Here is a 15,713-nt window from a genome sequence, read left to right as displayed (position 1 = left end):
GTGTAACAGATTGGGCCAATTTGCCCTACTCTGCGCCAGGACTAAACTACTCCGTATGGGTTAACTTAACTGCTGCTTCACCCGTTCATCATTGGGATAATGTTCATCCTGCCGCCCTTCAGGGATCGATCGTAAACGATATTCTTCATCTTGCGTAACGGCCTGTTCCGCTAAATCCGGATTAATCTCGCGTTTGATTTCCACGCCTAGCCCCCTGAAGGCCTCCGCCTGCGCCAAAACATTGCCACGCCCCGACGCAAGTTTTTTCATCGCCTGGCGGTAGTTATCCTGCGCTTTATCCAGACTCTGACCGATCGCTGACATATCATCAACGAACAGCCGCATTTTATCGTAAAGCTTACTGGCTCTGTCCGCGATGTGCTGCGCATTGCGGCTCTGGTGTTCATAGCGCCACAGGTTGGCGATTGTCCGTAACGCCACCAGCAGCGTCGTGGGGCTTACCAGCATAATGTTATTTTTCAGCGCCTCGGTTATCAGTTCGGGCTGTTTATCTAACGCCAGCAGGAAAGCGGGTTCTACGGGGATAAACATCAGAACATAGTCCAGCGAGCGGAGGCCGGGAAGCTGCTGGTAGTCTTTACGCCCCAGTAAGCGAATATGATTGCGCACCGAGGCGATGTGCTCTTGTAAAGCGGCCTCGCGCGTGTAGTCATCTTCAGCGTTAAAGTAACGCTCGTAGGCGACCAACGTCATTTTAGCGTCGATGACCACATCTTTGCCCTGCGGCAAGCGGACGATGACATCCGGCTGCATCCGCGAGCGCGCATCGTTCTCAATACTGACCTGGGTTTCGTATTCGTAGCCTTCACGCAGTCCGGATGCCTCCAGCACCCGCGCCAGCACAACTTCGCCCCAGTTTCCTTGCGCCTTATTGTCCCCTTTCAGGGCGCGCGTCAGGTTGATCGCTTCCTGCGCCATTTGCGCGTTAAGCTGCTGCAAATTACGAATTTCGTGCGCCAGCGTATGCCGTTCCTGCGCTTCTTTGCCAAAACTCTCCTGAACCTGGCGGCGAAAACCGTCCAGTTGCTCACGCAGCGGCGTCAGCAGGCTATTCAGGCTTTGTCGGTTTTGTTCGTCTACGCGACGATTACTGTGTTCAAAGATACGGTTCGCCAGATTTTCAAACTGCTCGCTTAAACGCTGTTCGCTGTTGATCATCTGACGGATTTTGTCTTCCGCGTGTTGTTGAGTCGCTTCCAGACGGGTCGTGACTTCACGCAGATCGGCTTCCAGAGAGGTATTAATACTGTGCAGGCTGCGCAGTTCGTTATTAAGTAACTCGCATTCACTGCGCCAGTGCGCTTCTTGCGCTAATTGCTGCCGGGCCGCGCTAAGTTCGATATCCAGCTCACGCCGTTCTTCGATAAGATCGGCGCGGATTTGATCGGCGTGCGCTTTCGTCGCCAGCCAGCCAATCACCGCCCCAGCCGCCAGCGCCACGACGGCGCTTATCATAAGAGTAATATCCACAACACCTCTCCTGGAACCACACTGTCCTGCACAAAATAGAATTGTGCTGTATAAACGTCCAGTTTAAAAGGGATTTCCTGCGAGGCGCCACGCAAAAAGAAAAGGCCGAACGCGTCGGCCTTTGCAAAAGAGAGGAGAATTACAGCAGACGACGGGCCGCTTCCACGACGATTTTCACCGCGTGGCTTTCAGTTTGTTTCATCGTTTCCGCATTCGGAATCTCTTGTTGGGTACGGTTGACGATAACGCCCGCCACCATACCTGCGCGTAACCCCTGGCTTGCGCACATGGTTAACAGCGTAGCGGATTCCATTTCGTAGTTCATCACGCCCATCGCCTGCCACTCTTCCATAGAACCTTTGAAGCGACGCACAACGCGGCCAGAATAGGTGTCGTAACGTTCCTGACCCGGATAGAAAGTGTCGGAAGAGGCGGTTACGCCAACGTGAGTCGTGGCGCCAATCGATTTCGCGGCTTCAACCAGCGCAGTGGTGCAGGCAAAGTCGGCAACCGCCGGGAATTCCATCGGCGCAAAATGCAGGCTCGCCCCATCCAGACGAACGGATGCGGTCGTTACCAGAACGTCGCCGACGTTAATGTGCGGCTGAATAGCCCCCGTGGTGCCGATACGCAAGAAGGTACGAATACCCAGTTGCGCCAGTTCTTCCACGGCAATAGAGGTAGACGGGCCGCCGATACCGGTAGAGCAAACGATAACTGCTTTGCCATCCAGCTCAGCGCGCCAGGAGGTGAATTCGCGGTGAGATGCCAGCTTAACCGGCTTATCCATCAGCGCGGCGATCTTTTCCACACGCTCAGGATCGCCAGGGACGATGGCGAGCTGGGCCCCTTGTAAATCGTTTTTGGTGAGGCCGAGATGAAAAACATCAGACTTGGACATATAAAACTCCTCTGTGAATCGGGTTTGTCAGAAGAAGCAAAAAGACACTTTACCTAAGGCATAAAGATATTTTCGTGACAGCCATCACTATGGCGTAAAACAATTGCACTCGATTACCATTAAAAAGTGATGCACATCACAATAAATAATCAATATCGCCAAGCATTGCACAAAAGATAGCCGCTTTAAGGCAATGTGGTTTGTTACACACTGTCTATAGTTAAGATTGCGCTATTTTTTAAGGGTACGGAGAATACCATGACAACGACACATCCATCCGGCTTTGCACCCGCAGCTTCCCCACTTGCCCCTACGATGATTCATACGCCTGATGGGGCCATTAGCGCGGGGATAACGTCGATTCCCTCTCAGGGCGACGATATGCCAGCCTATTACGCCAGACCAAAAGCGAGCGACGGCGCGCTGCCTGTGGTCATTGTGGTACAGGAAATTTTTGGCGTACATGAACACATTCGCGATATTTGCCGACGACTGGCGCTGGAAGGCTATCTCGCTATCGCGCCGGAGCTCTATTTCCGCGAAGGCGACCCCAATGATTTCGCCGATATACCCACATTATTGAGCGGGCTGGTGGCTAAAGTACCCGATTCGCAAGTCCTTGCCGACCTGGATCACGTCGCCAGTTGGGCTTCGCGCAACGGCGGGGATGCGCATCGGCTGATGATCACCGGTTTTTGTTGGGGAGGCCGGATTACCTGGCTGTACGCCGCGCACAACCCACAGTTAAAAGCGGCGGTAGCGTGGTACGGCAAGCTGGTGGGCGACACGTCACTCAATTCGCCGAAGCATCCCGTTGATATCGCCACCGATCTTAACGCGCCGGTACTGGGTTTATACGGCGGGCAGGATACCAGTATTCCACAGGAGAGCGTGGAAACCATGCGTCAGGCGCTACGCGCCGCTAATGCGAAGGCGGAAATCGTGGTCTATCCCGATGCAGGGCACGCGTTTAATGCCGATTATCGTCCGGGCTACCACGAAGCCTCGGCGAAAGACGGCTGGCAAAGAATGCTGGAATGGTTCGCGCAGTACGGTGGGAAAAAAGGCTAACCACAGCGCATTACGATGTTTGTTGGGCCTACGAGACCAGAGTCGGTGTAGGCTCAACAAAGCGTCATCGCCACGTTAGCTATGCTTTACCACAGCATTTTTTATATTTTTTGCCGCTGCCGCAGGGACAGAGATGGTTACGACTGACGGCTCCTGTGTCTTTACGCGCGTCCTGCGCCAGCCAGCGCATGATCGATGCCATCGGATAGCCTTGCGCCAGCAGCTCCCGCCAGACATTCATATACGGCGTAACGTGCTGGAAAAAATGCTTATAGCCCGCACACAAGTAATTATGCGCAGGATGACCGGACGGCGAGACGGCAAAGCGATGCTTCGGACAGCCGCCATGACACGCAAAGCGGTAGTCACAGCGACGACAATCGGCGGTCAGGGTCTCCCGCTTGGCCTCACCAAAGGCAATAGCCCGCTCGCTATTATTTAAGGTTTTGATGCTGTGCTGGTGGATATTCCCCAGCAGATGCTCCGGGTAGACAAAGTGGTCGCAGTTGTAGAGATCGCCGTTCGACTCCAACGCGAAGGCATGTCCACAAGTCTCGGAATGTACACACAGTACCGGCTGCTGCGCCGTCCAGGCGGCTAACGCCACGTCAAACATCTGCACATAGACGCGGTCTACGTCGCGACGAACCCAGATATCAAAGATCTGGTTGAGAAATTCGCCATATTGCCACGACGGTACCGTCCATGGCGCCAGCGTCGCCGCGCTTTCGCCGGGCATCACCAGATTAAGTACCGATGAGTTATCGGTGCTCATTCGCTCCACCAGCGGGATAAACTGAATAAAACGCGATCCCGCCGCCAGAAGAAATTCGTAGACGTCTGCTGCATGACCGACGTTATGTTTTCCCACGACGGTTAAGGTATTAAAGTCGACATGGTGCGCTTTAAGCCGCGCCATTGCTGCGACGACCTGTTCATGAGTTCCTTTTCCAGCGCGATTAAGCCGATAGTGGTTGTGTAACGACGCCGGGCCGTCGATAGAGAGACCGATGAGAAAATGCTGTTCAGCGAAAAAGCGCGCCACTCGTCATTCACCAGGATGCCGTTCGTCTGCAACGCATGAGTGATTTTTCGCCCATCGCCGTACTTTTCACATAATGCGACAACCCGGCGGAAAAACGGTAGCCCCATCATGGTCGGTTCGCCGCCCTGCCAGGCAAAGTCAATGCGGTCGCCACTCTGCGCGGCAATATGCTGGCGTATAAACTGTTCCAGCGTCTCGTCCGACATTCGCCAGTTTTTATTGCGTTCCGGGTACAGCGCCTCTTTTTCAAGATAGAAGCAATATGTGCAATCAATATTGCAGATCGCGCCGCCGGGTTTGGCCATTACGTGACAACCTGCTACCGCCATGTCAGACATCTCCGTTAAAAAATAAGGTTCACCTGCGCCATGAGACAATGCGACGTTTATCGTCGCCAGGGAACATAGCAGAATGGAAAACCTCGTTTTGTGCTATGAGAGCGCTGGGCGATCATGACAGGACAAACGATCTGCGAGGCAATAAAAGCCGCCGCGCTGCTTCCGGGGACGCTATCCGCCTGGTTGTCATTCATACGGAGAACCTTTTTATTATCAAGATCGCCAAATAGCCAGATCCTGAAAAAGACAGCGCGGAAAATAAGAAAAAGGGAAATGAGAAGAAAGAGGCGCTGTTAATCAGGTCAGACACGGGCGCTACCCGTCAAAGGGTAGCGCCGCATTGCTGCCGGATAAACGCAGCGGTCAGGATGGGCTATTTCGCCTGACGCAGATTATGCGCCGCTTTGACCATGTTCGCTAACGCCGCGCGGGTTTCTGGCCAACCGCGAGTTTTCAGACCGCAGTCCGGATTCACCCACAGGCGTTGTGCCGGAATACGCTGTGCCGCCTTCTTCAGCAGGGCTTCAATCCACTCGACGCTCGGCACGTTCGGCGAGTGAATATCGTACACGCCCGGCCCGATTTCGTTCGGGTAGTCGAACGCTTCAAACGACTCCAGCAACTCCATATCCGAGCGGGAGGTCTCAATGGTGATCACATCCGCGTCCAGCGCGGCGATCGAATCCATAATGTCGTTGAACTCGCAGTAACACATGTGGGTGTGGATCTGAGTTTCATCCTTCGCCACCGCCGCGTTGATGCGGAAGGCTTCCACACCCCATTCCAGATAGGCGTCCCAGTCGCTGCGACGCAATGGTAAACCTTCACGCAGCGCCGGTTCGTCGATCTGAATAATCCCGATCCCCGCCGCCTCCAGATCCGCGACTTCATCACGCAGCGCCAGCGCAATCTGTTTCGCAATCGTTTCACGGGTCACGTCTTCGCGGGGGAATGACCAGCAAAGAATAGTCACCGGGCCGGTCAACATCCCTTTTACCGGCTTGTCGGTCAGCGACTGGGCATATTTCGCCCACTCCACGGTAATCGGTGCCGGACGGCTGATATCGCCAATCACTACCGGCGGTTTCACACAGCGGGAGCCATAGCTTTGCACCCAACCATTCTGGGTAAAGACGAAGCCGTCCAGATGCTCGCCGAAGTATTCCACCATGTCGTTTCGCTCGGCTTCGCCGTGTACCAGCACATCCAGCCCTAAACGCTCCTGCTCAATGATAGCCTGTTTGATATGTTCGGCGATGCCGGTGCGGTAGTTATTCGCGTCGAGGTTGCCCTTTTTGAAGTCCAGACGCAGGCCGCGAATTTCCGTGGTTTGCGGAAACGAACCGATAGTCGTCGTCGGCCAGGCGGGAAGTTTAAAGCGGGCGCGTTGCGCTTCAGCGCGCACCTCATACGGATTCTCACGCTGGCTGTCCTGCGCGGTGATCGCCGCCAGGCGTTTTTCTACCGCGGCATTATGTACGCGACGGGAGTGACGACGAGCCTGAATCGGTGCGCTCCATTCCTCAAGCGCCGCCGTTTCGCCGCTGTTCAGCGCATCGCGCAGCAACGCCAGTTCACCGCATTTTTGCAGCGCAAAGGCAAACCAGCTTTTAACTTCCGTATCCAGACGCGTTTCGACGCTGAGATCGATCGGGCTGTGCAGCAAAGAGCAGGAGGATGCTACCCACAGCGCGCGTTTGCCCACAAGGGCGTTAATCTGCGCGTATTTTTCGGTCAAATCGGCGCGCCAGACATTACGCCCGTTAATCAAGCCTGCGGAAAGCAGCCAGTCGACCGGCAGACGTTGATGCAGTTCCGCTACATCATCTTTGCCATGAATGAGGTCAACATGTAGCCCCTGTACCGGTAGCGCGATAATAGTGTCCAGGTTTGGCGTCACGCCTTCAAAATAGGTCGTCAGCAACAACTTCACCTGGCCGGCGAGCGCGTCGTAAGCCGGTTTGAAGGCATCCAGCCACGCCTGCGGCAGTTCCAGCACCAGCGCTGGCTCATCAATTTGGACCCACTCAATACCACGTTTTGCCAGTTCAGCCAGCACGTGCTGATACACCGGCAAAATGTCTTTCAGCAACGTCAGGCGGTCAAACGGCTCGCCTTTCACTTTACCCAGCCACAGATACGTGACAGGCCCCAGCAGTACGGGTTTGATCTTATGCCCCAGCGCCAGCGCTTCGTCCACTTCCTCCAGCAACTGTGTCCAGGTGAGTCTGAACTGCTGGCCTTTGCTGAACTCCGGTACTATGTAGTGATAGTTAGTATTAAACCATTTGGTCATTTCCGCTGCCGCCGCCGGTTCGCCGGTTGGCGCGCGACCGCGGCCAATGCGGAACAGAGTGTCGATGTCCATGGAACCGTCGTTGTTCTGATGACGAGCCGGCACATTGCCTAACAGCAGACTGGTGGTCAGAACATGGTCGTACCAAGCAAAGTCGCCTACCGGTAACAGGTCAATACCCGCTTGTTTCTGCTGCTCCCAGTGACGCGCGCGCAGTTCGCGCCCCACCGCCAGTAACGCTTCACGCGTTGAGTTCCCCGCCCAGTAGCTCTCTTGCGCTTTTTTCAACTCGCGACGCAGGCCAACGCGAGGAAAACCGAGGGTATGAGTCAATATTGTCATTTTACTTCCTCTCTTATTTTATTGAATCTGAAAGTAAAACTCTAAATAGTTCGGCTTGCAGGAAGGCGGCGACACAGCGCATCCCCAGGAGCTTACTGAAGTAAGTGACTGGGGTAAGCAAGGAAGCCAACGCATCTGCAAGTCGAAATATGACGAGTTTTAGACGTCTGGATGTTTACACATCCATAATGTAAAGGTACTGTATATTCCTCAAGCGCAATTTGTTCATGGCGAAGTGAAGGACTTTCATGATCGAAATTAAACATCTGAAAACACTCCAGGCATTGCGGAATAGTGGATCGCTGGCTGCCGCGGCGGCGGTGCTGCACCAGACCCAATCCGCTCTGTCTCATCAGTTCAGCGATCTGGAACAACGCCTTGGCTTCCGCCTGTTCGTGCGTAAAAGCCAGCCGCTGCGCTTTACGCCGCAGGGGGAAGTTCTGCTGCAACTGGCAAACCAGGTGCTGCCGCAAATCAGCCGTGCGCTGCAAGCGTGCAACGAACCGCAGCAAACTCGTCTGCGCATCGCTATTGAATGTCATAGCTGTATTCAGTGGCTGACCCCGGCGCTGGAAAACTTCCGTGCAAGCTGGCCGCAGGTAGAAATGGATTTCACATCCGGCGTCACTTTTGATCCGCAACCGGCCTTGCAACAAGGCGAGCTGGATTTGGTGATGACGTCGGATATTTTGCCGCGCAGCGGGCTGCATTATTCGCCGATGTTTGATTTTGAAGTCCGACTGGTGCTGGCGCCCGACCATCCGCTGGCCAGCAAAACGCAGATTACGCCGGAAGATTTAGCCAGCGAAACGCTGTTGATTTACCCGGTGCAGCGCAGCCGACTGGATGTCTGGCGACATTTCCTGCAACCGGCGGGTATCAGTCCGCTGCTGAAAAGCGTGGATAATACGCTACTGCTGATTCAGATGGTGGCGGCCAGAATGGGTATTGCCGCCCTGCCGCACTGGGTGGTGGAAAGCGTTGAGCGCCAGGGTCTGGTGGTGACCAAAACCCTGGGCGATGGTCTGTGGAGCCGCCTGTATGCCGCCGTGCGCGACGGCGACCAGCGTCAGGCGGTGACCGAGGCGTTTATTCGCTCGACGCGGGATCACGCCTGCGATCATCTGCCGTTTGTGCGGAGCGCGGAGCGACCCATTTTCGATGCACCCACAGCGAAGCCAGGATCACAGCCGCGCCTGTAATAAAGCTTGGCCAGTGGGGCTGCTGATGCCAGATGGCAAGATTAACCAGCAGTCCTGCGGGAACATGCATGTTATTCATGATACCCAGCGTCCCGGCGTCTACCTGGGTAGCGCCATAGTTCCACATAAAGTAGCCAATGCCTGACGCCACCACGCCGAGAAACACCAGAATGCTCCATTGCAGCGTGGTTTCCGGCAGCTTTTGCGCGTTCCCCAACAGCGACCACGCCACCGCCGCCACCAAAAACGCCCCCAGATAGAACCACGCAAAGGCGTTGTGCTGCGGCATGGGACGGGTCTCCATCAGACGTTTATACCCCACCATTCCGATAGCGAAACTGATATTAGAAAGCTGCACCAGGAGCAAACCTACCCAAAAATGGTCGGTCACGCGATCGTAGCGAATAATCCCGGCGCCAATCACCGCCAGCAACGCGCTAAATGCATAGCCCCAGCGCAAACGACGCTGACTCATCACATCGTAAATCAGCGTGATATAGAGCGGCGTCAGAACGGTAAACAGCAGCAGTTCGGATACGGTCAGGTAGAGGTAAGCATGGAAGCTCAACATATACATGATGCCAAGCTGCATCGCCCCCACCAGCATATACAGGCTGATGGTTTTTAGGTTGTGCCCGCGAGAACGCAAAAACGGCAGAAAAACGAGCGCCGCCAGCCCAACGCGTATCAGCACCGCGAAATAGCTATCGACATGCCCGGCAAGATACTCGCCAAATAGACTAAAGGAGAAAGCCCACAGGATAGTGGTAATGATGAGTAGCGCCACAATGGATGTCTCTTAGAACAGGGAACACCCATTGTAGCGGAGAGTGAAGTTGACAACTGGTCAACTAACAAACAATCACATCAGCGTAAGAAAAGATCGCGCAGGTAATGCGGCACGGCGTTATCCGCGTTGATGCCGATCACCTCAAGTTCGGGATACAGGTCTTTCAGACGCTGGTGCGCATTGCCCATGATGCAGCCTTTGCCCGCCATCGTGAGCATTTCAGCGTCGTTCATTCCGTCGCCAAAGGCGATACACTCTTTCAGGCTGTACCCCATCGCCTGAGCGACCGCTTCCAGCGCATGACCTTTCGACACTCCGCCCGCCATCACTTCCAGACAGGTTAGCGTGGAGAAACTCACGCTTACCCGATCGCCCCAGCGCGCGTTAATCGCCTGCTCCAGCGGCAACAACTTTTCATGAGTGTCGCTGGTGAAAAACACTTTGCTGACGCCCTCCGGCTCCAGCAGCGCAGGCTCAAACAGCGAATAGTTAAATACCGCCTCTTTGAAAAAACGCATTTCATCGGGGCGATGACGATTCATAAACCATTCGTCGTCGCGATAAACGTTAGTCACGATGTCCGGGTTCGCATTCACCACGCCGAACAGGTCGCTGGCAATGTCGCTGTCCAGATTATGCGTAAAAACCAAATTCCCGTCGGTATCGTGCACTCGCGCGCCGTTGGAGGTGATCATGTAAGACTTGATTTCAAGATTATCGCGGATTTGCCCTACATCGACATGATGACGACCAGTGGCAAAGACAAAATGGATGCCGCGTGCGGTCAACAGCTTCAGAGTCTCTTTGGCATAAGGGGACAACGTATGGTCGGGGGAGAGCAGCGTGCCATCTAAATCAGACGCAACAACCTGATACATAATAAAATTTAACCTCTAAGCAAAGCGATTTCCGCTGGATAAATTAGGCTTGTTGAAAAATTCAACAATGGCGTTAAGCGCGACTGAGCGCATGGCGTCCTTTTCAAAAAGGATCTCATGGTACGCGCCTTTGATAACCAGCGGTTTTCCCCCTTCACAAGGGTATCCCGCCGCGGCGCGAATTTCACAAAAACGATCGTGGGTGCGGTTATCCACTACCCGCTCTTCTTCCGCCTGAATCAGTAGCGTAGGCGTCGTGTCATCGCTCGCCCCAGCCAGTACCTGCTCACCCGCCAGAATGCCTTCGCGTACCCAATGCCAAGTGGGGCCGCCAACGCGCAGCTGCGGCTCGTCGGCATAAAATCGTAAGTTGCGCTGATAACGCTGGCGGCTGTGGGTCAGCGCATTCATCCCAAACGGCAACGCCCGCCACTGACCGGTACCAATAGCGTAATCTTCACGGATACGCTGGTGCCCTTCGGCCCAGTCGAGAATATGGCGCACCATAAAGGAAGGCAAGCGTATCACAATACCAAACATCGGCGCGGTGAGCGCAATAGCGTCGCACCGCACACGATGGCGTTGCAGGAACAGGGTGGCTATCGCGCCCCCCATTGAGTGCGCCAGGATATAACGCTTACGCCACGGCCCCGGCTCAATTTCCTGCTGCCAGAACGCCGCTAAGTCCTCAACATAATCGTTAAAATGATCGACATGACCCCGATGCGGGTCCGATAACATCCGCCCGGAGCGCCCTTGACCACGGTGGTCGATGATGAAGATATCAAAACCGAGATGAAAAAGGTCATACGCCAGTTCAGCGTATTTTACATAACTCTCAATGCGGCCAGGACAAATGACGATCGTCCGATCGTTGGAATCATTTCGAAAACGGACAAAGCGCACCGGAATGTTACCCACGCCGATAAACTCCGCCTCTTCCCGCTGACGCCAGAAATCGGTCAGCGGCCCCATAGCAAAAGCGGCAAACGCATTTTCTCTTGTTTCCCAGTCATTTTGCTGCTGAAACATCGGGTTTTCGGCCTCGTTTACCAGGTAAAATCGTTTTTTGCGTCGTGCCTGACACAACACAGCGGCAGTAGCGTATTGTGGCACAAAAACAGACAACCAGGGAGTTTCGCATGACCTTTGAATGGTGGTTCGCCTATCTACTGACCTCAACTCTGTTGAGTCTTTCTCCGGGTTCAGGCGCCATCAATACCATGACGACGTCTATCAACCATGGATATCGTGGCGCAGTGGCTTCTATCGCCGGACTCCAGACCGGGCTGGGGATACATATCGTACTGGTGGGCGTCGGACTGGGTACGCTCTTTTCGCGCTCGCTCATCGCTTTTGAAATCCTGAAATGGGCTGGCGCGGCTTATCTTATCTGGCTGGGTATTCAGCAGTGGCGCGCCGCAGGCGCTATCGATCTGCATACTCTCGCCCAGACGCAATCGCGGGGTCGGCTGTTCAAACGCGCGGTCTTTGTCAATCTAACCAATCCCAAAAGCATTGTCTTTCTTGCCGCCCTGTTTCCGCAATTCATCATGCCGCAGCAACCGCAACTGGCGCAGTACCTCATTCTCGGCGTCACCACGATTGTGGTGGATATGATTGTGATGACCGGTTACGCCACACTGGCGCAGCGCATTGCCGCCTGGATTAAAGGACCAAAGCAGATGAAGGCGCTGAATAAAGCGTTTGGTTCGTTGTTTATGCTGGTAGGCGCGCTCCTGGCGTCGGCAAGACACGCGTGATAGTCGTGCCGGATGATGTTTATCCGGCCCGGAGGTAAATTAACGCGAAATAATCAGGTGAATACCAAAGCCCGCAAACAGAGCGCCGGCAAAGCCATCAATCCATTTCGCCAAACGCTGATAGCCGCGGCGCATTTTCGGCAGCGCGAACAGGCTGGCGACTACGGTAAACCAGGCCAGCGTTTCCAGGGTGATTAACGCGAAAATACCCCAGCGCGCCGCAGCGCCGACGTTATCGCCGACAAACAGTGAAAAAACGGAACCAAAATAGATAATCGCTTTAGGATTCGACAGATTGGTCAACAGCCCTTTGAGAAAACTGCGCCCGCTCTGCGCCAGTTCAATGTGCGGAGAAGACGCCGCCGCATCCTGTTTTTTCAGCGCGCCGCGCAGCATCTGATAGCCCATCCAGCACAGGTACAGACCGCCGCCTACCATAATGATCGTATGCAGCCAGGCCATTTTTTCGATGATGAGATGCAGGCCAAGCAGCGCCACGCCCGCCCATACCATCACGCCGCAGGTAATGCCCAGTACGCCCATCATCGCTTCTTTACGCGAACGGCTGACAGCAGTTTGAGACACGAAGAAAAAGTCGGGGCCGGGGCTCATTAGCGCAACGATGTGCACCATTGCCACGGTGAAAAATAGCATCAACATAAAAATGGCTCGCGGGGAAATAGTTCAGTGAGTCACCATCCTGGCACTTTTTTGCCGGGCTGACTACTCTTCGTCATCACCATCGACATGCGCGCGGATGAGCGCCATAAATTCTTTCCCGAAGCGCTCCAGTTTGCGCATCCCAACCCCGTTAACGCTTAACATCTCGCTGGCGGAAACCGGCATCTGTTCCGCCATTTCTATCAACGTGGCGTCGTTAAAGACCACATACGGCGGGATATTCTCTTCATCAGCGATAGCTTTACGCAGCTTGCGCAACTTAGCGAACAATTTGCGATCGTAATTACCGCCGAACGATTTCTGCATCACGCGGGGTTTGAGGGCGACGATGCGCGGCACCGCAAGCTTTAGCGGAACGTCTCCACGGAGTACCGGACGCGCGGCATCCGTCAACTGTAATGCGGAGTGCTGCGCAATATTTTGCATTACCAGCCCCAGATGAATGAGCTGGCGAATCACGCTCACCCAGTGCTCATGGCTCTTTTCGCGTCCCATGCCATAAACCTTGAGTTTGTCATGACCGAAATCGCGGATGCGTTGGTTATTCGCGCCGCGGATCACCTCGACAACGTAGCCCATGCCAAAACGCTGGTTAACCCGACCAATGGTAGAAAGCGCAATCTGGGCATCGTTTAAGCCATCATATTGTTTGGGCGGATCGAGACAGATATCGCAGTTGCCGCACGGTTCTTGTCGGCCTTCGCCAAAGTAATTAAGTAATACCAGGCGGCGGCAGGTTTGCGCTTCGGCAAAAGCGCCCATCGCATTCAGTTTATGCCGTTCAATATCCTGAAGCTGTCCGGCTGGTTTCTCTTCCAGACAACGGCGTAGCCAGGCCATATCAGCCGGATCGTAAAATAGCATGGCTTCCGCAGGCAGTCCGTCGCGCCCGGCGCGGCCCGTTTCCTGATAGTAGGATTCAATATTACGCGGGATATCGAAATGCACGACGAAACGTACGTTAGGTTTGTTTATGCCCATTCCAAAAGCGACGGTCGCCACCACGATTTGCAGATCGTCGCGCTGAAATTTTTCCTGCACATCGGCGCGAATAGCGTTTTCCAGCCCCGCATGATAGGCCGCCGCGCTAATGCCGCGACTTTGCAAGCGCGCGGCGGTATCTTCCACTTTCGCCCGACTGTTGCAGTAGATGATACCCGATTTGCCGCGTTGCTCCTGAACATAGCGCATTAGCTGGTCGAGCGGCTTAAACTTCTCCATCAGCATGTAGCGGATATTCGGTCGGTCAAAGCTACTGATCTGGATTAACGGATCGTTAAGCCCAAGCAGACGAATAATATCCTGGCGCGTGGTGTCGTCGGCGGTGGCGGTCAATGCCATAAACGGCAAAGCGGGAAAACGCTGGCGAAGCTGACCGAGAGCCGCATATTCCGGACGGAAATCATGACCCCACTGCGAGATACAGTGCGCTTCATCCACCGCCAGCAATACCGGATTCCAGTGCGCCAGATGATCAAGAAAGTTGTCCAGCATCAGGCGTTCCGGCGCAATATACAGCAGACGAATCTGTCCGGTACGGCACCCCGCCATCACCTCAAGCTGCTGCTCGCGGCTTTGAGTGGAGTTCAGGCACGCCGCCGCCACACCGTTCGCCAGTAGCTGATCGACCTGGTCTTTCATCAACGAGATCAAGGGCGAAACGACGACGGTCAATCCATCCAGCAACAACGCGGGGATTTGATAGCACAGAGATTTGCCGCCGCCGGTGGGCATGACGACCAGACAGTCGCGACCGGAGAGCGCAGTATCAATAATCGCTTCCTGGCCCGGGCGAAACTGTTGGTAGCCAAAGGTTTCCTGCAAAACCTGTTTGGCCCCTGATTCCAGATTCAACACTTCCGCCTGCGCCACATTAACCCCGTTCACCATAAATCAAAACAGGCGCTATTTTCAGCGCCTGCGAGAGAAACTGCAATGTTTAAAACACAATCCAATCAGAAGATATCGTTAAGCATCACGCCGACGCCGACACGTGTCTGATTAAAATTATAGTCGATCAGCGATTCGCCATAGCCGCTGTACACCTGGGTATAAAGCCGGACATGTTTGGTGACCGGATAGCTTAATCCAACTTCCGCGCCGCCGTAGCCTGTATTCCAGTTGTACTGGCCTTTGGCGCTTAATACCGCCTCGCCCAGGTGATAACCGATTTTAAGCTGGTAATAACCCATATATTTGGTGATGTCCGGATTATCATCGGTACTGCCAATCACGTACCACGGTTTGACCTCTACCAGCCAGTTACCGTTTTCGGCCATCAGACGGGTATACAGACGGTTCCAGCTACGCGAGGTGGGGTCCGAACGTCCGTTAGAGTCATGGTTGTAGCCCATCTCTACGTCGCGCAGCGTCCAGCCGGCAAAGCGATAATCGGTAGCAAAACCAAGAAAAAGCTGCGGTTCGTAGTTGGTTTCGCGAAACGGCGAAGACTCTTTACTGTTGGAAAGCTGCCACCAGGATTTCTGCGTATAGGAAGCGCCCAGTACCGAGTTCGGCCCCAGTATTCCGCGCCACAGCGGAAACGCCAGGCTCAACTGAAATTTCACTTCATCTTTACGTGCGTTTTCAGACCAGTTGTAGGTACTTATGGCCTCTTTGTTCAGATCGCTGGTGTTCGTGTAGATCAAGTAGTTCGTGTCATAAGGGTAAAGCGTAAAAGGGTTATCATGCTCCTGTAGCATGTTAGCGATGATACTTCCCCGTACTGCAGGCGCATCATGAACCTCTTTTATCGTAGCTTCTTGTGCATATGCCGCTAATGGCAGTAGCGTGGCTGGCAACAACCCTCTCAAAATCGCCCGCATTCTTGACGTTCTCCTGACGAAGTATTTTCAGCTTGAATCATTCTCTGCCAACCATTTTTACATATTTACACACATAGCCGTTAGTTATCC

Annotated in this window: 12 protein-coding genes and 1 pseudogene; 3 read left to right on the top strand and 10 right to left on the bottom strand. The window is 54.3% G+C overall.

What is annotated here, in order from left to right; all coding sequences use genetic code 11:
• Positions 1–60 precede the first annotated feature (60 nt).
• Together rmuC and udp are read right to left on the bottom strand one after the other, a co-directional pair.
• Entirely contained in the window at positions 61–1,491 is a 1,431-nt protein-coding gene (gene rmuC, locus ACLJRU_RS20530; protein ID WP_000355562.1) for a DNA recombination protein RmuC, read from the bottom strand.
• Positions 1,492–1,630: 139 nt separating this feature from the next.
• Positions 1,631–2,392, bottom strand: coding sequence for a uridine phosphorylase (udp, locus tag ACLJRU_RS20525; RefSeq protein ID WP_000045169.1), 762 nt, complete (start codon positions 2,390–2,392; stop codon positions 1,631–1,633).
• Positions 2,393–2,650: 258 nt separating this feature from the next.
• Here udp and ACLJRU_RS20520 point away from each other — a divergent pair, with 258 nt between their 5' ends.
• A complete protein-coding gene (locus tag ACLJRU_RS20520; RefSeq protein ID WP_000213959.1) occupies positions 2,651–3,463 on the top strand; it encodes a dienelactone hydrolase family protein in 813 nt (270 codons plus the stop codon).
• Between the two features lie 79 nt (positions 3,464–3,542).
• Here ACLJRU_RS20520 and ACLJRU_RS20515 read toward each other — a convergent pair.
• Positions 3,543–4,885: pseudogene (locus ACLJRU_RS20515) on the bottom strand (anaerobic sulfatase maturase).
• 334 nt (positions 4,886–5,219) lie between these two features.
• The gene (metE, locus tag ACLJRU_RS20510; RefSeq protein ID WP_001541200.1) at positions 5,220–7,484 is read right to left on the bottom strand and encodes a 5-methyltetrahydropteroyltriglutamate--homocysteine S-methyltransferase; all 2,265 of its coding nucleotides are present in this window, start codon (positions 7,482–7,484) and stop codon (positions 5,220–5,222) included.
• 248 nt (positions 7,485–7,732) lie between these two features.
• Between metE and metR the strand changes: the two genes are divergently transcribed.
• Positions 7,733–8,686: an HTH-type transcriptional regulator MetR gene (gene metR, locus ACLJRU_RS20505; protein ID WP_000569786.1), complete on the top strand. Its 954-nt coding sequence runs from the start codon at positions 7,733–7,735 to the stop codon at positions 8,684–8,686.
• On the opposite strand, the gene ACLJRU_RS20500 is transcribed toward metR, so the two are convergent.
• The 3 genes from ACLJRU_RS20500 to pldB all read right to left on the bottom strand — a co-directional run bounded on the left by ACLJRU_RS20500 (position 8,574) and on the right by pldB (position 11,386).
• The gene (locus ACLJRU_RS20500; RefSeq protein WP_001196254.1) at positions 8,574–9,473 is read right to left on the bottom strand and encodes a carboxylate/amino acid/amine transporter; all 900 of its coding nucleotides are present in this window, start codon (positions 9,471–9,473) and stop codon (positions 8,574–8,576) included. The genes metR and ACLJRU_RS20500 overlap by 113 nt on opposite strands.
• Positions 9,474–9,553: 80 nt before the next feature.
• Positions 9,554–10,354 carry a sugar/pyridoxal phosphate phosphatase YigL gene (yigL, locus tag ACLJRU_RS20495; protein ID WP_001541199.1) on the bottom strand — a complete coding sequence of 267 codons (801 nt, stop codon included), beginning with the start codon at positions 10,352–10,354 and terminating at the stop codon, positions 9,554–9,556.
• A 15-nt stretch (positions 10,355–10,369) separates the two neighbouring features.
• On the bottom strand, positions 10,370–11,386 hold the full coding sequence (gene pldB / locus ACLJRU_RS20490; protein WP_000487685.1) for a lysophospholipase L2: 1,017 nt from the start codon (positions 11,384–11,386) through the stop codon (positions 10,370–10,372).
• A gap of 110 nt (positions 11,387–11,496) precedes the next feature.
• Between pldB and rhtB the strand changes: the two genes are divergently transcribed.
• Entirely contained in the window at positions 11,497–12,117 is a 621-nt protein-coding gene (gene rhtB / locus ACLJRU_RS20485; protein WP_000142526.1) for a homoserine/homoserine lactone efflux protein, read from the top strand.
• 39 nt (positions 12,118–12,156) lie between these two features.
• On the opposite strand, the gene rhtC is transcribed toward rhtB, so the two are convergent.
• From rhtC to pldA, 3 genes are all read right to left on the bottom strand, one after another.
• Entirely contained in the window at positions 12,157–12,777 is a 621-nt protein-coding gene (gene rhtC, locus ACLJRU_RS20480; RefSeq protein ID WP_000928814.1) for a threonine export protein RhtC, read from the bottom strand.
• A gap of 63 nt (positions 12,778–12,840) precedes the next feature.
• Complete coding sequence (gene recQ, locus ACLJRU_RS20475) at positions 12,841–14,670, bottom strand: ATP-dependent DNA helicase RecQ (protein ID WP_001533487.1); 1,830 nt, start codon at positions 14,668–14,670, stop codon at positions 12,841–12,843.
• A gap of 83 nt (positions 14,671–14,753) precedes the next feature.
• Complete coding sequence (gene pldA / locus ACLJRU_RS20470) at positions 14,754–15,623, bottom strand: phospholipase A (RefSeq protein WP_001201692.1); 870 nt, start codon at positions 15,621–15,623, stop codon at positions 14,754–14,756.
• Positions 15,624–15,713 lie beyond the last annotated feature (90 nt).

Source organism: Salmonella sp. SAL00653, assembly GCF_046552515.1.
Taxonomy (GTDB): Bacteria; Pseudomonadota; Gammaproteobacteria; order Enterobacterales; family Enterobacteriaceae; genus Salmonella; species Salmonella enterica.
The sequence above is the reverse complement of the archived record's forward strand: the minus strand, read 5'-3'. Positions and strand labels throughout refer to the sequence as shown.

Bases quoted from the DNA above. Each gene is read 5' to 3' on its own strand.
- pldB (WP_000487685.1), bottom strand. From the start codon at position 11,386: ATGTTTCAGCAGCAAAATGACTGGGAAACAAGAGAAAATGCGTTTGCC.
- udp (WP_000045169.1), bottom strand. From the start codon at position 2,392: ATGTCCAAGTCTGATGTTTTTCATCTCGGCCTCACCAAAAACGATTTA.
- yigL (WP_001541199.1), bottom strand. From the start codon at position 10,354: ATGTATCAGGTTGTTGCGTCTGATTTAGATGGCACGCTGCTCTCCCCC.
- rhtB (WP_000142526.1), top strand. From the start codon at position 11,497: ATGACCTTTGAATGGTGGTTCGCCTATCTACTGACCTCAACTCTGTTG.
- metR (WP_000569786.1), top strand. From the start codon at position 7,733: ATGATCGAAATTAAACATCTGAAAACACTCCAGGCATTGCGGAATAGT.
- ACLJRU_RS20520 (WP_000213959.1), top strand. From the start codon at position 2,651: ATGACAACGACACATCCATCCGGCTTTGCACCCGCAGCTTCCCCACTT.
- rhtC (WP_000928814.1), bottom strand. From the start codon at position 12,777: ATGTTGATGCTATTTTTCACCGTGGCAATGGTGCACATCGTTGCGCTA.
- metE (WP_001541200.1), bottom strand. From the start codon at position 7,484: ATGACAATATTGACTCATACCCTCGGTTTTCCTCGCGTTGGCCTGCGT.
- pldA (WP_001201692.1), bottom strand. From the start codon at position 15,623: ATGCGGGCGATTTTGAGAGGGTTGTTGCCAGCCACGCTACTGCCATTA.